Origin of the sequence: Candidatus Oscillochloris fontis (assembly GCF_004138135.1) — a bacterium.
Classification (GTDB): domain Bacteria; phylum Chloroflexota; class Chloroflexia; order Chloroflexales; family Chloroflexaceae; genus Oscillochloris; species Oscillochloris fontis.
This window is the reverse complement of sequence record NZ_RYFD01000017.1, coordinates 55642-77568: the sequence shown is the minus strand read 5'-3', so window position 1 is coordinate 77568 and position 21927 is coordinate 55642. Positions and strand designations below refer to the sequence as shown.

Sequence of the window (21927 nt, the reverse complement as noted above, 5' to 3'; positions counted from 1 at the left end):
ATCGCTGCGGTTACGGCGTATTGGGCGAATCAGCCTGCCCCACAATTACTGCCTGCTGGGGGGGCGTGAACGGATACGTGTAGTCTGCGCGATGTACACGCTCCACATCAGCCATAATGGCACCTTTCAGCAGGTGACTGATCTTAGCTTGATCAGTGACTATGTGGCCGATCCACAGACGTTGCTGTGGCTCGACCTTGAGGCACCCGATGAGGCCGAGGTGCAACTGCTCTCCGCTGAGTTTGGTTTTCATCCCTTAGCCATCGAAGATGCGGTGCGCGATCACGAGCGCCCTAAGGTGGATAGTTATGAGAACTACTACCTGCTGATCTTCTATTCGGCGCGCTATGTGGCTGGAGATGATCTCAAACTGCACCTGCTCAACTTGAACCTCTTTGTTGGCCCGAACTATCTGGTGACCATCCGGCGTGGCCCGATCAGTGAGGTGCAGGCCACGCTGGATCTCTGGCGCACCTCCAATACGCCGATTGGCCAGAATGTGCCCCGTTTGCTCCACGCGCTGCTCGATATGATTGTGGATAACTACTTCACCTTGATGGATCAGGTCGTGGATCGAGTTGAAGAGCTTGAGGATACGATTTTTAGCCGTTTCCGTACCGAAGCTATTCAGGACATCTTTCAACTCAAGAAGGATCTGTTGCTCCTGCGGCGGGTGGTTGCACCTGAGCGCGATGTGCTGAATGTGCTCTTGCGTCAAGAGATGATTGCCCTGCGTGGCCCAGAGATGGCCTATATGCAGGATGTCTATGACCATCTGGTGCGAGTGACGGATAGTATTGATACCTACCGCGATCTGCTCTCGAGTGCGCTGGATAGCTATCTCTCGCTTCAGTCCAATCAACTCAACCAATTGGTGAAGGTGCTGACGCTCGCCTCGATCATCCTGATGGCATGTTCACTGGTGGCGGGCATCTATGGCATGAACTTCGCCCATATGCCGGAACTTGCGTGGCCTTGGGGCTACCCCTTTGCGCTGGCGCTGATGCTCTCCATTGGGTTGACGCTGGGCCTCTTTTTTAAGAGCCGCAGATGGTGGTGAGGTTTGTTCACCCCGAGTTATCCGATTTCTACTCGCAGGCTCTCTTCTGTCTTTCTGTCGTTGGGGTGAGCGTATTATCATCCCTACAGGGTTCTTACTCTCTGCTCGCCTAAGGGGAAACCATGTCTGCACAAGACATTAAAGAGGGAATACAATACGCGCTCGCGTTCGCAACCGCTGGGGCCGGGACATCCTTTAGCATCAAGTCATTCATCCCATTACCGGCGATTGATGCGGTTCCTCAAGCGCTGATCATCAAGACGATGGCCCATCAGCTTGGGCAGGTCTATGGCTATAGCAACCTCAAGGGGTTGACGATCTTTACGGGGATTCTGACTGGTTCGGGGAGTGGGATGAAGGTGGCTTCTGAGTTGGCCTCGCTCGTGCCGATTGCGGGGGCTAGTGCGAATGCGGCGACCTCCTTCGCGCTGCATATGACGACCGGGATTAGCCTGATTATCGTCTTTGAGTTGTTGCAGCAGAAGGTGATCTCGACTGAGTATATTCGCAATACGACCACCAGCGACATCACGTTCCTCCTCGGTCTGGCCTCCCAGGTTTTGGCCGATGTTCTCCGTGGCAACGATGGGATCGAGTCGACGCTGACGGCGGTTGCGAAGTTTAAGGTGCCGAGCACCCCCACCGCGTAGTGGATCTGTGGCTCGATGGCCAGCCGCTAGGGCCGGAGTCGGCACTGGAACTGTGGCGTCCGGCTGAACTTGCCTGTGTGCCCCCATCCGGGGCCACGCTCCAACTCTGGTTGGCAGAGGTGGCCCTGCTGCCCTTCTTACGCCCTGGCGATCCGACCTGGCGCTGGGTGGTGCCACCCCAAACGAGTGTCGGGGTGCTGGCGCTGCGGGTGTGCGCGACGTGGCCCAGCGGCGCAACCGAGATGCAGTCGGTGGCGCTCTGGGTGCGCTCGTCAGCCCTGGATTCCGCGCAGTATCAGGCACTGCTCGCCGATCTCGACGTACTTGGCCCGCGCCTCCTGCTGGCGCTGCGCGGGGCGCTCCTGCCTACCGCGTGGCTCCCCGCCACTGCCCCGCTCACTCCCGCCGAGGATCTGGCTACCCTACTCGGCGCGGATCTGGATCGTTTCTGTCTCGCGGCTGAACGTCTGCTGCAACGGCCCCCCGATCATCTCCGCCCGCAAGTGCGGCGCAGCGATCCGGGTCGCATGCGCGATTTTTCGCGCCTGGATCGCCTGCCGCCAGAGGGGTTGCTCGAACCACAGCCACAGACGAGTTTCGATTCGTTGGAGAACCGCCTGCTCAAGCAGACCCTCACCCGCCTTGCGCACCGGATCAGCCAGTCGCTCATCTATCCCGGTCTGCCCGGCGCGGCACGGCACGCACTCGAAGCGGCGCATACGCGCATCCAGCACCTGCGTGCCAGCCCCGTGCTGGGCATGGTCGGCCCGCGCACCCAGGTGTCTGGCCCGACCACGCGGATGCAGCGTGACCCCGATCTGCGCCGGGTGTGGCAGATGTGGCGGCACCTCCAGCAGCATCCCCTGGTGGCGTGGGATGCCGCGACGCTGGCGTTACCCATTCAACGTCTGGATCTGCTCTATGAGCGCTGGTGTGCGCTGCGGGTCGCCCTGGCGCTGCTCGAACTCCCCGTCTTGCAAGCAGTTGCCCAAAACCTGCTCCAACCTACGCAGGATGATTGGGGCGTGGTCTTGACCGAGGGTGGCAGCTTGGTTCAGTTGGAACATGGCGCGTACCGCCTCAACCTGCGCTACCAGCCGCGCTACACCCCTGGCGGGCATGATCTCGGCTCCCTGGATCGCCACACCCGCATCCCCGACTTAGCGCTGGAGATCACCTGCGCACACGCGGCCCCCCACGTGATCATCCTCGACGCCAAATACCGCCGCGATCCACATGGTGGGCTACCCGAAGCTGCATTGGCCGATGCCTACAGCTATCTGGGCAGCATCGGCACCCCCGCTGGGCAGCGTGTCGTCCACGCGGTGGCACTGCTCTACCCCGGCCAGGGGGCAGCGGAGATCTACCCGAATGGAATCGCACTCATCCCGTTGCGCCCCGATCTGATCCATGACCTCAGCCCCTGGTTGGCGCAGAGCATGGGTGTCTAGTTTTTGTTCTGTTTTGGTGGCTTTGCCGCCAAAACAGAACAAAAAAAGATCTGCGGGGGAGGCGTAGCCCCTACGGGATGATCGGGGAACCCGACAAGATTTGTGGTACAATAACCAACATTCTGTTTGTTACTCGTAATCTATATGCACTCTTGCATGAGGAGCGCCGCACCGTGCTGATCGGCCTCTCTGCCCTCAGTTTTAGTTACCGCTGTGGCCTAGTCGGTCGCGGTACCAATCGGGTTGTTAGCAAGCCGTTTAGCATTGATGATATCATCACATTGGCGGTGCGGGCGGGTTTGCAGAGCGTTGAGTTCCCGCTGGAGATGCTCCCCGATCTGGGTATTGAGCGTCTACATGCCTTACGTGCACGGATTGCCGCCTGCCATCTTATTGCCGTGGTGGATAGCGATGTGGCTGATGTGGCCACCTTGGAGCGCCATATCCCAGCGGCGGCGGCATTGGGCGCACGGGTGCTGCGGGTGACGATCAGTTCGGTGCTAGAAGGGTGGCGCTCGCGGCTGATCACTGATTGGGGGCGTTATCTTGATGAGGTCAGTGCGCGTTTGCGTGCGGTGCGTTCACTCGCCGAGAAGCATGATGTCATCTTGGCAATTGAGAACCACCAGGATGCCACAGCGGATGATCTGCTCCAAATCATTGCTGCGGTGGGTGGCCAGCATATTGGGGTGACTTTTGATGCCGTGAATGCCTTTATTGTGGCCGAAGAGCCGCTGGCATGCCTGGAGCGCGTAAGCCCCTACGTGCGCAATATTCACATCTCCGACTATACGGTCTATCCTTCCGACCAGGGTTGGCGTTTAGTGCGCTGTTCGTTGGGTGAGGGCGATATGAACCTGCGGCGGCTCTTTGCGGCGATTGACCAGTATGCGCCGAGTGCGCCCTGCCAGATCGAATTGGTCAACCACAGTGCGCGCCATATCCGCCTCTATGCCGATGACTGGTGGGTGGGTTACCCGTCCCGTGATGTGCGTGATCTGTTGCCGGTGCTGCGCGAGTTTGCGCGTAGCTCGCGCTCGGTGGGTGATGATTGGCGTACCCCTTGGGAGCGCGGTGCTGCTGAGGATATGAACTGCTTTTATGAGGATCAGCAGTTTGCTTCGAGTATCACCTATCTGCGCACGATTGGGATGTTGCCACGGGTATAAGCTGAAGGAGCCGCTATGCCGCGCACGATTGCGGTCATCCATGGGCCAAATCTGAATATGCTGGGGCGGCGTGAGCCGGAGATCTATGGGGCGATGACCCTCGCCGCGATTGATCAGGCGTTGCATGAGCGCGCCGCCGCAACGGGGCTAGAACTGCACTGCATCCAGTCTAACCACGAGGGTGATCTGGTTGATTTCATCCAGACTACCGGCTGGTTGGCGCATGGGATCATCATTAACCCCGGTGCGTTGACCCACTATGGCTTATCGTTGCGCGATGCTCTGGCGATGCTCAAAGCTCCGATCATCGAGGTTCACATCTCGAATGTCTATCGGCGCGAGCCATTCCGCCACACCTCGGTGGTGGCTCCGGTGGCAACTGGCCAAATTGCCGGGTTGGGCTGGCGCGGCTATCTGTTAGCCTTGGAGTGGTTGATCGCCGAGCATGGATCGGTGTAGGTGGATGCTGGGGCAACGCAAGCGGGCTGGTGGCATCGCCACCAGCCCGTTGTGTTGCCTGCGTAAGATCCCTACTCTTCTGGTGGCAGTGAGGTTGCGATATCATAGACAAGCACCTGGATATCAAGCCCTTCACTGGTGAGGAGTTGAATCGTTAGATCCAGAGTCGTATCTTTGATCGCGTTCTCATCGGTTGTGGGCGCATAGGCGCGAATAGTGGCCTCTTCGCCCGATACGCGTGTGATGCGTACTACGCTGCTGGGGCTAGCGGCACTGATCCGGTTGGTCAATTCCGCGATGGCTTCGTCAAGTGTCATGAACGGCTCCTTCAAGACGCACACATGCGAAGGCTAAGCATGTTCCTTCCATACTATACCTTTTAGTCTCAGAATCAGCAACCCTTAGCGCTGCATATAACTCGCCACGTGTTGGCAAACCGACGCCGCTTGCTGGGATGTGCCACACAGCGTGTTGAATTGCTGCAATACCAATGCCGCCTCTTCAGGATTCACCTGATAGGTCGCATTCCAGAGATTGTAGAGGGTGAGCGTTCGTTGAGCGGAATTCGATGGTGCATGGGACAACGCAGCTTGGTAGGCGTTGACTGCCCCGATCCAGTTTCCGGTCAGTCCGGCACAATCGGCTTGGAGCGTGTAGGTACGAAAGGCATTGTAGCCTAACGTGCGGGCGGTGGCAGCAGCCTGACAGTTAGCGAGTGTGGTTGGCGCGGGTGTCTGCTGTTTGGCCAGTGCGGCGGCGATCTGGTTGCGGGCAATGAGGCTGGTTTGCCACTGGTAATCGGCCTGAATGGGGTGCCACACCATGATGGTTGCGAGCAGGCTGGCCAGGAGTGCGCCGGGCATGCGTAGTTGGGGGCGTGCGGCCAGGAAACGCGCAAATGTGGCTTCGGTGATTGTATAGATCCCCCACACGAAGGTTGAGGCGTTGAGTACGCCCACGGGGAGCGCCGAACCCCAACTGATCCCATAGAGGATCACCGGCAGGGCACCGAGGATGAACAGCGCCTTGGGCCAGATCTCTTCGTGGAGGAGCGAGCGTTGCAGGCTGAGTGGCCGGTTCACCAACCAGTAGGCCAGGGGCACCAGAATGGCAACCCCACTCAGGGCGATGCTGGTGATCAGCGCATAGAGTTGCGCCGGTATCCAGAGTGGTAGCCCCAGATTCTGGTTTTCAAGGCTGCCCACAAGGAGAATTAGGAGTACCCCGATCACCAGAGAGAGGCCACTCCAACTCTTTAGCAGCCGGTAGGTTAGGTCGGTGGGGCGACACGGGTTGCTCACAGCGGCGAGGCGCTCGCCTACATCAATCTGGAGCTCGGCATACCAGTTGGTGACGCCGGGGATCTGGAGTTGCTGGCCCGCTCTATTCTGCAATAGACTGCCAGAGGAGAGCGGTAATGGGCGTTTCCAACTACAACGATCCAGTATTCGCCACGTCTCTACCTCATGCCAGAGCATCTGGTGTTTGGGTTGCCCCAAGCGGTCGTAGCAGGTGATCGCTTCGGGAGTGGTGATGATCATATCGGGTTGCTCCGCTTCAATCCGACTGATTGGGAGGCCAAAGATCAGGATGCTTGCCATTGCGGCGTGGCTGGCACTCAGCACGAGAATGAAGAGGAGCACAACCCCCACAATGTGCAGAGGATCGTAGAGAATCGTGCTCGCCAGTACCCCAGATCCGAGGTGGATACTGTGCGTGATCGGGACGCTCATTGCCATGAGCAGCAACCCAAGCGGGATGGTGATCTGGCCGATAATCTGGAGTAGTGGCAAATAGCTGCGGGTAAAACGCTGCGTATAGCGCTTCTCTGGTTCGGCAGCAATCAGAGCGCTGATCTGGCTCCGGATGGCTTCGGGGGTGTCGGGGTGGTTCTTCCAGCTCCGCAACTCGTGCAGAATGCGCTCGCGGGCAGTTGCATAACCCATGTGGCGGTAGTGGTGTAGCCCCGTCGCAAAGCTCTGCAAGGCCGCCGCACTATCACCGGACTGCATGGCGGCTTGGCCATGCAGCATAAGGATGGTCGCTTCACGTCGGATATCACCAAACTCACGGAAGACCGTGAGGGCATGCGTGAGGAGTTCCTGCGCCCGCGCTGGGTTGTTGGCGGCCAGATAACACTCAGCGAGGCTCCGATCCAGCCATGCTCGCCAGTAGGGGTCGCGGGCTGGGGGGCGTTTGATTAGCGCCTCGATCTTGATGCGGGCCTCCTCGTGGTAGCCGTAGAGCCGAAGTATATCAATGACCCGTTGTTCGGCGCGCAGCATGCCGCCCTCATCATTCAGGCGTTGGTAGTGGTTGCGCGCCTGTATAAACCAGTCACGTGCGGTATTAAAGAGCCGGATGAGAAACCAGTTCTGGTAGTGGGCGCAGTAGCTGGGTAAGGGTAGGCGGTGCTGCTGGGGGCCGAGCAGCAGGTTGAGGATCTGAAAGGGTACGCCGATCAACCAGAGTCCGAAACGCTGCTCGTAGCTTGTTGTGCTGGAGACGTGCCAACTGCCGAGCCGCAACCCCAATCCCTGGTATGCCTCACCTAGCAGAACCATCGTTTCGGCACTGGTGCGTTGGTTGTTGGTACGCATAAAGTAGTCGAGGCTCTGTTTGTAGAGCCGAATGGATCGGCCCCACTGCCCCATCTCAGCATAGACCTCGGCCAAGCCACGGTTGGCCTCGGCGCGCAATTCGGGGTCAAGATCGGGCATAGTGCCCAGCGCCTCGTACTGCTGCACTGCACCATCGAGGTTGAGGCTATTCTGTTCAATCCGCGCCCGCATGTATTGAATCCAGCGCTGTTGGAGTGAGTTGAGAGTCGCCGAATCAGCCGCCTGAAGCAGGAGCTCGGCATCAACCATGCGGTGGTTGCGCGCCAACTCGTTAAAGGTGGCGCGTAGTTCATCTATGCCCCGGATCGGGTCAACATGGATCAGGTGGTAGAGCGCTTCACGCTGAAACAGATCGGATTGCAGACTGATCGGCACGACACTCAGCAGACTACTCTCTGGCATCAGCGACATGGCGCGGCGCGTAGATCCGGGCGGGGTTGTGCGGTTACTGAAATAACTATACATGCGGCGATGAATTTGGGTCAATTCATCATGGCGTTGGCGTTCCCATTCTCTCAGTAAGATGGCGCGTACTTCGGGGTGGTAGGCCAGCCGCCCATCACCAAGATCGTGAAAGCAGTTGAGTTGGCGCAACTCCGCCAGCAAGTGGGTGTTGCCCTCTTCATGTTCACGCAGGACGCGCAGCACCGAGGCATCGAACCAGCGCGGAATGGCACAACGGCGCAAAAGTTCCGCCTGTACCGGACTGCTACTGGCCAAGAGTGGGTTGAGGATCATCTGACCAAGATTCACTCGTGCCCCATTTTCGGCGGTCGTATGGATGTGTCCAAGGTAGGCTTGTAGATCAATCGCCATAGGAGGCACCTGAGTCGACTAGACGCACAAGGGTATCGCCCATCATTGCGAGAAGTTGGGGGTGGCCGCGTACCAACGTGAAGATCGCCGCAATATCGGCATCACTCAGCATGGTGAGGCCGCGCTTTTCGCGGAGATAGTATGCGACATCCGCGTGGCTGAAGAGACCGACCGGCAAGAGCCCAGTCACCGCGTCCCACTCGTTCCCAAACGAGGGTACGCGCCGTCCTGCCAGCACGACCACCGTATGGCGTAACTGGCCATCACGAATACGGGTGAGTAACTCAGTGGTGATCCAGCGGTCGGTAAGGTTACTGAGCCACTGGTTTGTGCTTGACGAGGCATGCTCATAGCTATCAAAGAGAAAGAGGATCGGGCCGTGGCGTTCCAATTCTTGCAGACATGCGAAGAAGACCTGCGTGATCCGTTTCTCGATGGCCTGCATCACCAGCGGGTTATCGGCTTGGATGATCAGCAGGTTATCGCGCAGGGTGGTTGCCTGTGGGGCATGATCGTCTCTTCCGGGGCCGATGCGTGGCGCGGTTGCGGCATTGATCGCCATGGTGAGCGCGTGAAACGCATCACTACCGAGCTGATCGCGAAAGGAGCGCACGAGGCTCAGCACATCATAGGCATGGCCATCACGCAGATCGAGCAACACCCGGCGCACCCTATGCTCGGCAGCATCCTGGGCAAAGCGACGCAGGAGCCACGATTTCCCCATTCCCGGCCCGGCACTGATGCGGATGATTCGTCTGCTACTGGTTTCTGCCAAGCTCCTACGCACATGTTCAAGTTGTTGTTGCCGGTTGACAAACAGGTTGTGCATTGCTCAACTCTTGCGCACTTGTCCGCGACGACGGGGTGGCGGCTCTTCATCAGGCGCAATTTGTGGCTCTTCTCCCGGTGCTACATCGTGCGCTTGCGGCGGAGGTGAGGGTGGTGAGGGTAGTGGCGGGCTGGTGGGTCGTTCCCGCCGCCATGCAAGGCGCTCACTGATGCGCACTTCAAAGCCATTGTTGGTCGGTTCGTAGTAGATGCGGTCTGCGAGATTAGGCGGCAGGTGGGTCTGCTCTGAGCGTCCAGCGGGGAGATCATGTGCATACTCATAGCCCTTGCCATATCCTAGGTTGCGCATCAAGCCAGTGGGGGCGTTGCGCAGGTGTAATGGCACCGGCTCGTTGCGGGTCTCGGCGACATCCTTTTGCACCGCCGCATAGGCGCGGTAGAGCGCGTTGCTCTTGGGGGCTTGGCAGAGATAGACCACCGCTTGGGCGAGGGCGAGTTCCCCTTCGGGTTGACCGAGGAAGTGGATCGCCTGTTGGGCGGCAATTGTCTGGGGTAAGGCGTGGGGATCGGCGAGGCCAACATCTTCGACGGCGATCCGCACGATGCGCCGGGCGATATAGAGCGGATCTTCGCCGCCATCGAGCATGCGACCGAGCCAGTAGAGCGCTCCGTCGGGGTCACTATCGCGGACACTCTTGTGCAAGGCTGAAATCGCGTCATAATGCAGTTCACCGTGCTTATCGTAGCGGGTGGCGCGGCTCTGCAAGGCATCGCGGATGTCATCAAGGGTAATCAGGCGTTTGTCGCCCAAGCTAGGGGCTTTGGAGAGGACGGCGGCCTCCAACGCATTGAGCGCGGTGCGGGCATCACCGTTGGCCATATTGATCAGATAGCTACGCGCATCGGCGGCGAGCATGGGTTGGTAGGTGGCCAAGCCGCGTTCCGCATCACTGAGCGCCCGATCCACCAGTTGGCCAATTTCGGTATCTCCGAGCGCTTGGAGCGTAAAGACCCGTGCCCGCGAGAGGAGCGCACTATTCACCTCAAACGAGGGATTCTCGGTACTAGCCCCGATCAGAATCACCGTGCCATCCTCAACATAGGGCAACACCGCATCCTGCTGGCCCTTGTTGAAGCGGTGAATCTCATCAATGAAGAGTACCGTGCGCTGCTGGTACATGCCCAAGCGATCCTGCGCCTCTTGGATCACCGCCCGCAGATCGGCCACCCCCGCACTCACCGCACTCACTTGGCTGAAGTGGGCATTGGTACTACTGGCAATGATCCGCGCCAGCGTGGTCTTGCCACTCCCTGGTGGCCCCCACAGAATGATCGAGAAGAGTTGATCGCCGGTGATTGCGCGCCGCAGTAACTTACCCTCGCCCACCAGATGCTGCTGCCCGGCGTATTCCTCCAGCGTTCGCGGACGCATCCGAGTCGCCAGCGGTGCTTGACTTTGCAAGGCGGCGGTACGTTGCGCATCAAAGAGGGTTGGAGCACGTTTGGGGGGCATAGAGGTGCAACAAAATAGGCGGTTCAGTCGTTATCTTATTGTAGCATAGGTGACACTCCGCACGGGCTACCGCCCGGCAGTTTCTCAGGGCATGGGTATTGTTGGTATTGTTTGGCGGCCAAGCCGACCTCGAACCTCCACCAGGGGTGCCCTAAAGCAGGAGTAATGAACTATTGCATACCCGCAGACGAAGGCGTATGCTATAGGTAACTAGATGGCGCGGCCCCAAAGGAAACGGCTTGCGAATAAGTCCCCGGATACCCACTCCGACCTTATTCCTCTGATTCCTCTATTCTCTCCTAATCTCCTCCGCGCCGCTTGCCGCAAGGCCAGCGGGGCAGCGCCCAATCACCTAAAAACCTACCTCTGGTGGAGTTTCGGGGGCGGCTTGCCGCCCCCGAAGTTTTTTTGTATTGTTTGGCGGCTTCGCCGCCAAACAATACAAAAACATGCAGGTTGGGGTACATCCACTAACACCACCATGTGAGTATCTGGATTGTAACTCATGCTCATATAATGAATAGCGGGAATCATCAATTACACTAATGAGAGGTACCGTCATTCGTATGGGTGACCGACTACGACTTGAGGCTCCGAAGGCTCCGCGCTGGATTACAACTGAAGCTGGACAGTGGGCATGGGTAGTAGATGAGGAGTGGCGTCACTCCGCATCTCAGGCGATGAATGTGGATGTTCGCCGCCAATTGCTTGAGAAGGCCGAGGATATGCGCCGCCATGGGGCGATGACACTGGTCTAGTCTGATATACCAAAGGGGCCGACGGGGTATTCCCCGTCGGCCCCTTTGAGTTTGCGCTAGGGTTTGCGTATCCCCAGGATGATCACACTATCACGGGGGACGTAATCACCATTGTTCAGCCCCTGCCCATTGCGGATCTGGGCGCTGACGACCTGATTCGGTGCGTAGTTCTCAAAATTGGGTAGGCGATCTGGGCCTTGTTCATCAATGAACTCAAGCCTGATTCCCTCGGTGCGCTCCAGGATGGCCTGCGCCTCACTGATCTGGAGGCCAATCACATCGGGAAACCGCACCACATCACCCAGGCTGACTCGAAGAGTCACGGTCTCACCTTGGGCAATTCGCAGATCGGGGTTGGGTGTCTGACTGATCACGAAGCCCGCGTCAATCTCGCGGTCGGGTTGTTCGATGATGACGACCTTGAGTCCCTCTGCTGTCAGTTGCGACTGGGCGGACGACTGGGGCATGCGACGCACATTCGGGACGGTGACGAAGACTGGCCCCACACTGACGGTGTAGCTTACCGGCTGATTCGGTTCGAGCAGTTCGCCTGCCGCCACGCTCTGCGTGATCACGATGCCCTGGCTGACACTCGGATGGTTCTCGGATCTGGGCGCGGGGATCAGTTGCAGCGACCGCAGCAACTCCTGTGCCGCGCCGTCACTTAGCCCCACCAGGTTGGGGACACTGACCCGCGCATCGGGGGTGGGGCTAGGCTCATCGGGGAGGCTGGTATTGCTGGGCTGGAGTACCACCGGGGTGGGGCTGCCATTGCCGTTGCTCAGCCGCCCAAAGAGATCATTCAGTGCGCCGCTGCTAAAGAGCATGACAATCCCTAGCACGCCCGCTAGAATCAGCATCCCCACCAGAAAGACGCCACATCCTAGCCCCTCCTGCTGCGGTGCTCGTGCGGGGGTTGGGCGAGGCGGAGGGATGCTCACCCGCCCCGTATTGCCGGTGTGGATCGGGCTGGTTGGGCGGGCCGGGGCATAGGTTGGTGGACGTGCGGCGGCGGGTTCATTGCCTAAAACGGCATTCACCACCGTCTCTTGATCGGCGAGTTGGCTGTAGTTGGCCAACTGCTCGGCAAACTCCTGGGCACTGCGTGGCCGTCGCGCCGGATCTTTGTCCATGGCGCGCAGGATCAAGCCTTCGAGTTGCACCGGGATGTGGGGGTTGATCTGGCGCGGTGTGAGTGGCTGTTCGGTGACGTGCTTCATTGCCACAGCAACCGCCGAATCGCCCTTGAACGGCAAGCGGGCAGTCAACATTTCGTAGAGTACAATCCCCAGCGCGTAGATATCGGATTGGGGTGTGGCCTGAAGTCCCTGCGCCTGTTCGGGTGAGATGTAGTCCACCGTTCCCAACGAAACCCCGGTCTCGGTCATGGCGGTACTCAGGTGGCTTTTGGCAATCCCAAAATCGGTAATCCGCACATGGCCATCGTCGGTGACGATCACATTTTGGGGTTTGATGTCGCGATGCACCATTCCGGCCCGATGCGCTGCCGAGAGGCCACGGGCGATCTGCGCGGCGATCCCCACCGCCGTCGTGACGGCCAGGGGCGCTTCGCGGTTGATCAGGCTCTTGAGGTCGGTGCCCTCCACATACTCCATGACGATGTAGTGGATGTCGCCATCCTGTCCGACATCATAGACATCAACAATATTGGGATGGGCTAATATCGCTGCGGCCTGGGCCTCATGGCGGAAGCGGTCGAGGAAATCGGCATCATCACGCATATGGCGATGCGGAATCTTGATCGCCACCCGCCGATTCAGCCGCAAATCGCGGCCCAGGTAGACACGGGCCATGCCACCTTCACCAATTTTACGATCCAGTTCGTAACGCCCGTCGAGAACTTTCTGCTGCATGGGGCACATCTATCCCAGTTCGGTATCTGCCGAACAACTATGGCTCTTGTGAGGTACGCTCATTATGGCATGTGGCGTTGATCAGCGTCAAGCGCAGTAGCGGCACCGCGAATCTACCGCCGCCCCAGCCGCGTCCGGAGTGCCCCCACGAAGAATCCCAGCGCCTCGATCTGCAAGACGGCGCTGGCAGCGAGGTAGACTACCCCGCCGACCCCGCCCGCGATGAGTACCTGGATGAACGGGGCGCTGTTGTGCAGCAGGCTTGCCACACCTGCGATGGCGAGCGCCATCAGCAGGCTGGACACTACACCCTTGCTGGCCGCTTCACCCAGCCGTTGCCCGCCCATGGGGACGATGCGCTGGAGGAGCCATGCCGCCAGCAGGGCGTGGCCGATCCATTGGGCCGAGTTGCCCAGGACGAGTGCCAAGAAGCCCAACTGCGAGAAGGCCAGCAGCGGTAAGGCGACGAGCAGGTAGAAGCCTATCGCGGCTCCCTGGATCAAGTTGGGAGTGAGCGTATTTTTGCGCGAGTAGAAGGCAAAGATGAGCACTTGATCAATCGCCGCTGCGGGCAATCCCGGTAGGTAGTAGATGAGTGCCGCCGCTGTGGCTGCCGAGTCGCTGCTGCCAAACGCGCCGCGCTCAAAGAGCAATGCCGTGATTGGCGTGGCGAGTGCCCATAAACCCGCCGTGGCGGGTAGAATTAGCAACAGCACCACCTTGAGTCCCATCGCTAGTGTGCTGCGGAATGCCTCCTCGTTCCCGCTGGAACTCTGGCGCGAGAGGGTCGGCAGCACCGCCAGTGCGACCGCCGAGGCCACCAGGCCGAGCGGAAACTGGATGAGCGTGGTCGCGTAGCGCATGGTGGTCGGTGCAGTTGGCAGGCCCGATGCGAGCCAGCGGTCAATCAGGGTGCCGATGATCGAGAAGCCGATTCCGAGCGCTACTGGGGCGTAGAGGCGCAGGATGCGCCGCACCGCCGGGTGGTTCAAACTAAAACTGGGGCGTAGGCGTGCCCCCCGCAGACCGGGGAGTTGAATCATCGCCTGCCCTAGTGCCCCGATCACCGCCCCACCCGCAAGGCTGTTGACCCCGTAGCGCTGGTGGAGTAGCATGATGCCTGCGATCATCCCGGCGTTGAAGGTGGCCCCCACAAATGCGGGCAACAAGAATTGCTGCCGCGCATGCAGAATCGCCGTGGTCAGCCCGGATACGCCCATGAGTAGCACCGCAGGCATGAGCATCCGCACGAGGCTGGTGGTCTGTGCGCGCAGTTCGGGTTGGCTGGTTTGCACCAGCAATCCCACTACCGCCGGAGCCTGCCAGACGACCAGCGCGGTCAGCAGGCTGAGTGCTGCCAGTGCGATAGTGACCACCCCCGACACCACGCGCCAAAATTCATCGCGATCACCTTCGGCATATTCACTAAACACCGGCACGAGCGCGGCACTGACTGCGCCGTTGATCAGCATGTCATAGATCGTATTCGGCACCGTCCATGCCAGGGTGAAGGCATCGGTGGCCGTCCCCCGCCCAAAGTAGTAGGCGATGGCTGGTTCGCGGATGAGACCGAGGGCACGGCTGGCAATATTGCCGATCCCGATCAGGAGCGCGGCGATGGCGATGCTGCGCATGGTGCTTGAAGCCGCAGCCGGGTGGGTTGTCTTAGGCATAGAGGGGATGCAGGCAGAACGCGCCGTTCGCTGTGGAGAGCGAACGGCGCTGAGGATGCTTCAATACCTACTCGCCACCAGCGGTTGAGATCGCATCGCCGGTAAACTGGGCCACGATGCGGCGTAGTGAACGTGGCTCGGCAGCGAAGGTGGCCGGGGGGTTGAGTTCTACAATCGTTGTCGAGTCGATTGCGTAGCGCAGTACGTTATTGATATTGACATCACGGGCATAGTTGACCAGTGCCAACATCGTCGAACGGCTCATATCGGTCTGGACATAGCCACGCAGTGCGCCGGTATAGTCGTCAATACTCGTCAACTGTTCAAGCAGCCCGCGATCCAGGATCTGGTTGAAGATTGACATCAGGATCAACTGCTGGCGCTGGTTACGCCCGAAGTCGTTATCGGCGTGGCGGGTACGCGCATAGATGAGCGCTCGTTCGCCGTCCATCACCTGCGGGCCAGCCTTGAACGTGACACTGATCGTCCCATAATCATCGGTGGGGTAGGCGGGATCAGAGATCGCCACCGGGACATCAACATTAATGCCACCCAGCCGGTCAATCAGGGTTTGGAAGCCCTCGAAGTTGATCAGGACAAACTGATCAATCTTGACCCCAATCAGCTTCCCGACGGTAGACTTGGCGAGTGCCGCACCACCACCGGGGCCATACTTCTTCTCACCAACCGCATAGGCCGCATTGATGCGCCCTTCACCGCCACTTGGATAATCCACCCAGAGATCGCGTGGGATCGAGAGCATACTCACCCGTCCGCTATCGCGGTCGAGACGTACCACCACAATCGCATCGGTGCGGGTTGGTTCGGTATCACTAGGGCGGGCGTCAGTGCCGAGGAGGAGAATGGTGACGGTCTGTTGACTAAGGCTAGGCAGATCCTCCGCGTTCGTAGCAGGATGGTTGCCCGTATTACTCACGGGGGCACTAGGCGGGCCAAAGACCTGATCGCTGTTCAGAACCGTCTGCGAACTATCACTGGATGCGAGTGTATCAGTCGGCAGCGGAATCACCGCTGGCGTAACAATCATCGAATCGATATCATGAAGTGCCTGGCGCCACTCAAAGGCAAGCCGCAACAGGGCGGTGGTCGCGAGCAGGCTGATTAGGATGAAGGCGCCGAGAACGGGGCGTCTACGTAACAACGACATACCTCCAGCTCTCCACACTAGAAAGAGTTGCTGAAGATTACTATACCACACCTTGTCAAAGGGCAACGGGAGGGGGCGTAGAGACGCAATATATTGCGTCTCTACGCCCCCACATCCCCGCTGGTGATGACGTGGGTGATCCCATCCTGATCGCGGATGTGGAGCGCCCCATCGGCATCCACTGCCTCGGCATACCCGTTCAGGCTGCCGTGGGGGAGTTGGACGCTCACGTCGCGACCGAGGGTGTGCAGACGCTGTTGCCATGCGGCAAGCAGCGCCGCCTCTTCACCGTTGCGAAGGCGTCCGTACCAGTGATCGAGGTGACGTAATAGACTGCGCAGCACTTCGATCCGCTCCGGGGCTTGTCCGGTGGCGGCAGCGAGGCTGGTTGTCGGGTAGCGCGTGGTGTGCGCCGGCGGGGCGCTCTGGAGGTTGACCCCAATCCCAATACTGACCCACTCGATCTTGTGGCCATCCCAGTTCGATTCGAGCAAGATCCCCCCCGCTTTGGCGTAGTCACCGCTGGGTGTGGGTATCAGCAGGTCGTTGGGCCACTTGAGCATGGCCGCTACCCCGGTGACTTCTGCTACCGCGTCACATAGGGCAACTCCAGCCATCCAGACCAGCGTGAAGGCGCGGGCAGGGGCGAGCCAGTAGGGGCGGAAGGCCAGGGTGAACAGCAGCGCGCTGCCCGCTTCGGCCACCCAGGTGCGCCCCAAGCGCCCACGCCCACTGTTTTGCAGATCGGCGAGCACCAGCAACGGTAGCTCGCTCTCCGTGAGCGTGGCTACTTGTTGGCGTGCCACGTCCATTGTCGAACTAACCGCAGCATAGCACTGCACACTCCGTGGAAGGTAGTGCGTGCCGAGGTTGTCCAGAATGGCACTGGGTTCAAGTGAAGGGCTGTCTCTCATGTGCTACCGCCCAGGATCGAGGGTCTGATCGGTAAACGAACTCGGATCTTCGATAGGTTCAAGATGGGTGAAGATGGTCGTGTTGGGCAGCGCCTTGCGCACATCTTCCTCGATCCGGTCGAGCAGATGGTGGCCGTGGAACACCGTCCACGAACCGGGAACCAGGATGTGTACCGAGACGAAGCGCCGCGTCGCGGCCTGCCGGGTGCGTAGCGCGTGGTATTGAATACCGTCAGACTCGACATAACGACCAAGAACCGCCATCACCGTTAGGCGCTCTTCGGTGGGCAGCGCTGTATCGAGTAAGCCTAACGCCGAGCGGCGCAGGATCTGGACACCCGTCCAGACAATATTGACGGCAACCAGGAGCGCAATAACCGGATCGAACCAATCCCAGCCGGTAAATGCCACCAAGGCCACTCCGATAACCACCCCCACCGAGGTCCAAACATCGGTCATGAGGTGGTGGGCATCGGCTTCGAGGGTGATCGAGTGGTGGTGATGTCCGGCGCGCATCAGCACCCGTGCCACGCCAAAGTTGATCGCCGAGGCAATCACCGAGATGATCAAGCCTAAGCCGACCGCATCAATCGGTTGTGGGTTGAAGAGGCGTTCAATCGCGGTGTAGGCAATACTCACTGCCGCCACCAGAATCAGTGCTCCTTCAACGCCACTCGAAAAGTATTCGGCCTTGGTATGGCCGTAGGCGTGGTCATCATCGGGCGGGCGGGCGGCCACCGTCAATACCACGAGGGCGACGATGGCCGCAGCCAGATTGACCAGCGATTCGAGGGCGTCGGAGAGGAGCCCAACCGAGCCGGTGACCACATAGGCCCCAGCCTTCAGCCCAATCGTCACGACTGCGGCGGCGATGGAGAGCCAGGCAAAGCGGGTCAGTGACCCCGGCGCAATACTCATAGAACCTCAATATCCATGGCGACACCTTCGCCGCCACCCAGACAGAGTGCGGCCAACCCGCGCTTGGCTCCGCGCTGGCGCAGCGCGTTGATGAGGGTGACGATCACCCGTGCCCCGCTGGCCCCGATGGGGTGGCCGAGCGCAATCGCGCCGCCATTCACATTCAGCCGGTCGGGATCAATGCCGAGGGCGCGCACATTGGCCACGACCTGGGCGGCGAAGGCTTCGTTGATCTCGAAGAGATCATAGTCGTCAATGCTGGTGCCGGAGCGTTGCATCAGGCGCTCGATGGCAAACGTCGGCGCGGTGAAGACCTCCAGTGGCTTGACGGCGGCTTGATCGAAATTGACAATCCGTGCCAGTGGCTTCAGGCCGAGCGCCGCCGCTCGCGCTGCGCTCATCAAGACGAGCGCCGCCGCGCCATCGGTGATGCCGGGGGCATTCCCGGCGGTGACGCTACCATCGGCGGCGAAGGCCGGGCGCAGTTTGGCCAGCGTGGGCATACTGGTGTCGCGGCGCGGGTTCTCGTCGGTGTCCACCACGGTTGTCTGGCCCTTGGGGCCGGGGACGCTCACCGGGGCGATCTCGTCCTTCAGCCGCCCGGCGTCCATCGCTGCAATCGCCCGCTGCTGCGATTGGAAGGCGAAGGCGTCCTGTTGCTCGCGGGTGACATTATGGGCGCGGGCGATCCACTCGGCGGAGTTGCCCATGTGCTGATGCTCGAAGGCACACCAAAGCCCATCATGCACCAACGCATCAACCAGTTCGCCGTTGCCGAGCCGGTAGCCGTTACGCGCATTCTGGAGCAGGTAGGGCACGCGGCTCATGTTCTCCATACCCCCGGCGACGATCACCTCGGCGTTACCACTGCGGATGAGCGCGGCTCCTAGCATGGCCGCCTTCAACCCACTGCCGCACACCTTGTTGATCGTCAACGCTCCGACACTATCGGGCAGACCGCCGCCAATCGCGGCCTGCCGCGCCGGGGCTTGGCCGAGACCCGCGCCCACGACGTTGCCCATAATACACTCGCTCACGCTGGCCGGATCGATCCCGGCGCGTTCGACCGCAGCGCGGATGGCGGCTGCACCTAGTTGGGGTGCGCTTAGCCCAGCAAAAGCCCCATTGAACTTGCCAATCGGGGTGCGGGCAGCACTGACAATAACCACATCTTCCATAGATAGTGCTCCTCTTTGATGCGTAGTAGGTGCGTATTATACCAGCCTCATGCGAGATTGTATGCTATCCTTGGGCGATGCGAATAGGGCGCGTCGCGACGCGCCCCTACAGGATGATTCTTAACTTGACGCCCATGGGGCGCGGCCCCAGGCTTCAGTTTTTATTCTGGTTTGGCGGCTACGCCGCCAAACCAGAATAAAAAAGATCTTCGGGGGCGGCTTTGCCGCCCCCGAACCCCCACCGGCTATCTCCTTGAAGGACAACAGAAGTACGTATGGATACAAATACCAATCTGCAGCGCCAGATTGCCGAGCGCAGCGCACGGGTCGGAGTGATCGGGATGGGCTATGTCGGGTTGCCCATGGCGGTGCGAGCCGCCGATCTCGGTTTTCGCGTGATCGGGTTTGATGTGAGTTCTGAGCGTGTGGCGCTGATCAACCAGGGCCAGAGCTACATTGGCGATGTGCCCGCTGCGCTCCTTGGCCGCTTGCATGCCGCTGGACAGATCGAGGCCACTACCGATGTGGCCCGTATGGCTGAGTGTGATCTGTTGGTGATCTGTGTGCCGACACCGCTCAACCAGACCCGCGATCCCGATCTGACCTTCATTATCGCCGCGACCGAGGCGATTGCGGCCAGCCTGCGCCCCGGCCAGTTGGTGATCCTCGAAAGTACCACCTACCCCGGCACAACCCACGAGATCGTCCAGCCGCGCCTAGAGGCACGCGGCTGGACGGTGGGCCAGGAGATCTTTCTGGCCTTCTCGCCCGAACGGATTGATCCCGGCCAGACCAGCAGCAAAGGCTGGGGGGTCGAAAACACCCCCAAAGTCGTTGGTGGGGTCACGCCGCGCTGCACCGAGTTGGCCAGCCTCTTCTATAACCAGATCACCAATCGGGTTGTACCGGTCTCCTCGCCCGCCGCCGCCGAACTGACCAAGCTCTTCGAGAATATCTTCCGCGCCGTCAATATCGCCCTCGTGAACGAGTTGGCCCTGCTCTGCGACCGTATGGGCCTGAACGTGTGGGAAGTGATCGAGGCCGCCGCCACCAAGCCCTACGGCTTTATGAAGTTCACCCCTGGCCCTGGTCTGGGGGGCCATTGTATCCCGATTGACCCCTTCTACCTGACGTGGAAGGCCCGCGAGTATGATCTGACCACCCGCTTTATCGAACTGGCCGGGGAGATCAACACCCAGATGCCGCGCCACGTCCATGATCTGGTGGTGCGGGCACTCAATCGCCAACGCAAGGCGCTCAACGGCTCGCGGATCATCCTGTTGGGCGTGGCCTACAAACCCGATGTGGACGACTATCGCGAATCGCCCGCGCTCAAGGTGTTGGAACTGCTGGCCCAGGATGGAGCCGAGGTCATCCCGTGTGACCCGCACGTCACAACCTTTACGTCGCACCATGGCCAGCGTTACACCACCACCCCGTTGAGTGCCGATCTGCTACGCGAATGTGATTGCGCGGTGATCATTACCAACCACAGCGCTTTTGCCTACGAGGAGATTGTGCGTTTAGCCCCCGCCGTGGTGGATACGCGCAACGCGACGGCGCATTTGGCACCCGAATTACGGGCTAAGGTAGATCTGCTCTAGCACAAGCCGAATGTAGATGCTAAGATAGGCTTGTTGGGTAAACAGGTTGAGTGTTCCTAAACCGAGCCTCTTGTTGACGCAAAGGTGCAAGGACGCAAAGGTTGTGATAGGGAGTTATCTTAAAGACTTTGCGCCTTGGCGTCTTTGCGTCAAGACCGGGATGCTAGGAGCAGCCTTAATCCTCACGGGTGTTGTAATCCATTGCGGAATACGGCGAGGTTTTCCATGTTGCGTCTCTCACAGATGCTCTCTGCCAGTTACCTCCTGCTGGTTCTTCTGATCACCGGGCTAACGCTCTGGTTTGGCCCGCTCGGTTGGGCACCCTTGCAGATCCCGACGATTGGGCCGGGTGGGACGCCGGTGGTGGTGCGGGTGGCCTATAGTAGCGAGAAGGATCGCTGGCTCCAGGCGGCAGTGCAGCGCTATGCGGCGACGAAACCGCGCCTCGGCGGGCATCCCATTCAGGTCGAGTTGGTCGCCAATGCAACTGTCGAGATGTTCGAGACGGCCAAGCCGACCGTCTATTGGCCCGCCAGCCGCTTACAGATCGAGCAGGCGCGTCGCCAGCGGATGGCCTATTTCATCCTAACGCCCCAGCCGATGTTGCTTAGCCCGTTGGTCTTGTTGACGTGGAATGATCCTGATCGCACCAACCTGTTGAATGAGGTATTACTCAGCGATGATTTCTGGAACCAGATCCAGCCTTTGCTTGATGATGGTACCCTGCGCTTGGGCATCACCGATCCCCTCCGCAACGATAGCGGCCAGCAAGTCTTGGTGTTGCGGGCGGTAGGTTGCACCGAGGATGTGCAGACGTGTTTTACCTCACTTGCTGCGTCTATCTCCAATCCAAGTTCTAATCCTAGCCAGTTACTGACCAATATGCTGCTCCTGAGCCAGTATAACGTGATCGCCACACCTGAACATCTGGCGATAGAGGCGCTGAATACTCAGACGACGGATAAGGATGGCAATCAACTCCAGGTACTCTACCTACCTGAAACGATCCTGAGTGATCATCCGTATGCTATTCTGAGTGCCCCGTGGATCACTCGTGATCAGCAGCGCGCCGCCGAGCAGGTACGCGAGTTTCTCTATGCACCCGAAATCCAACAACTCGCGGCGCAGGAGTATGGCTTTCGCCCGGCCAATCTTCAGGCCCGCATCAACCCGAACGATGTCGCGAGTCCCTTCTATCGGTATGCGGCCCAGGGGCTGAATCTGAACCTGCTGCCTCAGGTTGAAACGCCCACGGGAGAGACGATCCAATCCCTCATTGCAGCGTGGCGGAATGCTGAATAAAGGACTTCCC

The 21927-nt window shown here is 59.7% G+C and carries 18 protein-coding genes; 8 read left to right on the top strand and 10 right to left on the bottom strand.

The annotated features are described in order from the left end of the window. The 5 genes from corA to aroQ all read left to right on the top strand — a co-directional run. On the top strand, nucleotides 1-1060 hold a 1060-nt coding region (gene corA, locus EKD03_RS08745; protein WP_338030936.1), incomplete at its 5' end, for a magnesium/cobalt transporter CorA. 122 nt (nucleotides 1061-1182) lie between these two features. Then, complete coding sequence (locus EKD03_RS08740; RefSeq protein ID WP_129629650.1) at nucleotides 1183-1710, top strand: hypothetical protein; 528 nt, start codon at nucleotides 1183-1185, stop codon at nucleotides 1708-1710. Continuing rightward, nucleotides 1710-3161: a nuclease domain-containing protein gene (locus tag EKD03_RS08735; RefSeq protein ID WP_129629648.1), complete on the top strand. Its 1452-nt coding sequence runs from the start codon at nucleotides 1710-1712 to the stop codon at nucleotides 3159-3161. Before EKD03_RS08740 ends, EKD03_RS08735 begins: the two co-directional genes overlap by 1 nt. A 77-nt stretch (nucleotides 3162-3238) precedes the next feature. After that, nucleotides 3239-4330, top strand: coding sequence for a sugar phosphate isomerase/epimerase family protein (locus EKD03_RS08730; RefSeq protein WP_238613449.1), 1092 nt, complete (start codon nucleotides 3239-3241; stop codon nucleotides 4328-4330). Nucleotides 4331-4345: 15 nt separating this feature from the next. Further along, nucleotides 4346-4789 (top strand): type II 3-dehydroquinate dehydratase, encoded by a 444-nt coding sequence (gene aroQ, locus EKD03_RS08725; protein ID WP_129629646.1) that lies wholly within the window; start codon nucleotides 4346-4348, stop codon nucleotides 4787-4789. A 71-nt stretch (nucleotides 4790-4860) separates the two neighbouring features. Here the strand turns inward: aroQ and EKD03_RS08720 are convergent, their stop codons facing one another. From EKD03_RS08720 to EKD03_RS08705, 4 genes are all read right to left on the bottom strand, one after another. Continuing rightward, entirely contained in the window at nucleotides 4861-5106 is a 246-nt protein-coding gene (locus EKD03_RS08720; protein WP_129629644.1) for a hypothetical protein, read from the bottom strand. Nucleotides 5107-5190: 84 nt separating this feature from the next. Further along, entirely contained in the window at nucleotides 5191-8226 is a 3036-nt protein-coding gene (locus tag EKD03_RS08715; protein ID WP_129629642.1) for a tetratricopeptide repeat protein, read from the bottom strand. Continuing rightward, a complete protein-coding gene (locus EKD03_RS08710) occupies nucleotides 8216-9055 on the bottom strand; it encodes an AAA family ATPase (RefSeq protein ID WP_129629640.1) in 840 nt (279 codons plus the stop codon). Before EKD03_RS08710 ends, EKD03_RS08715 begins: the two co-directional genes overlap by 11 nt. A gap of 3 nt (nucleotides 9056-9058) precedes the next feature. Next, a complete protein-coding gene (locus tag EKD03_RS08705) occupies nucleotides 9059-10528 on the bottom strand; it encodes a replication-associated recombination protein A (protein WP_129629638.1) in 1470 nt (489 codons plus the stop codon). Nucleotides 10529-11094: 566 nt separating this feature from the next. Here EKD03_RS08705 and EKD03_RS08700 point away from each other — a divergent pair. Next, entirely contained in the window at nucleotides 11095-11286 is a 192-nt protein-coding gene (locus tag EKD03_RS08700) for a hypothetical protein (protein ID WP_129629636.1), read from the top strand. A gap of 56 nt (nucleotides 11287-11342) precedes the next feature. Here EKD03_RS08700 and pknB read toward each other — a convergent pair whose 3' ends face one another. From pknB to EKD03_RS08670, 6 genes are all read right to left on the bottom strand, one after another. Then, the gene (gene pknB, locus EKD03_RS08695) at nucleotides 11343-13160 is read right to left on the bottom strand and encodes a Stk1 family PASTA domain-containing Ser/Thr kinase (protein WP_174842845.1); all 1818 of its coding nucleotides are present in this window, start codon (nucleotides 13158-13160) and stop codon (nucleotides 11343-11345) included. Between the two features lie 113 nt (nucleotides 13161-13273). Continuing rightward, nucleotides 13274-14833: a murein biosynthesis integral membrane protein MurJ gene (gene murJ, locus EKD03_RS08690; protein WP_238613448.1), complete on the bottom strand. Its 1560-nt coding sequence runs from the start codon at nucleotides 14831-14833 to the stop codon at nucleotides 13274-13276. A gap of 67 nt (nucleotides 14834-14900) precedes the next feature. Then, entirely contained in the window at nucleotides 14901-16001 is a 1101-nt protein-coding gene (locus EKD03_RS08685) for an LCP family protein (RefSeq protein WP_129629632.1), read from the bottom strand. 101 nt (nucleotides 16002-16102) lie between these two features. Next, entirely contained in the window at nucleotides 16103-16915 is an 813-nt protein-coding gene (locus EKD03_RS08680; RefSeq protein WP_129629630.1) for a biotin--[acetyl-CoA-carboxylase] ligase, read from the bottom strand. 3 nt (nucleotides 16916-16918) lie between these two features. Further along, entirely contained in the window at nucleotides 16919-17833 is a 915-nt protein-coding gene (locus tag EKD03_RS08675; protein WP_129629628.1) for a cation diffusion facilitator family transporter, read from the bottom strand. Next, nucleotides 17830-19011, bottom strand: a complete 1182-nt coding sequence (locus EKD03_RS08670; protein WP_129629626.1) for an acetyl-CoA C-acetyltransferase — start codon at nucleotides 19009-19011, stop codon at nucleotides 17830-17832. The genes EKD03_RS08675 and EKD03_RS08670 overlap by 4 nt, the downstream gene beginning before the upstream one ends. 275 nt (nucleotides 19012-19286) lie before the next feature. Here EKD03_RS08670 and EKD03_RS08665 point away from each other — a divergent pair, with 275 nt between their 5' ends. Both EKD03_RS08665 and EKD03_RS08660 read left to right on the top strand, forming a co-directional pair. Beyond that, entirely contained in the window at nucleotides 19287-20615 is a 1329-nt protein-coding gene (locus EKD03_RS08665) for a nucleotide sugar dehydrogenase (protein WP_129629624.1), read from the top strand. Nucleotides 20616-20840: 225 nt separating this feature from the next. Further along, entirely contained in the window at nucleotides 20841-21917 is a 1077-nt protein-coding gene (locus EKD03_RS08660) for a type 2 periplasmic-binding domain-containing protein (RefSeq protein WP_129629622.1), read from the top strand. Nucleotides 21918-21927 lie beyond the last annotated feature (10 nt).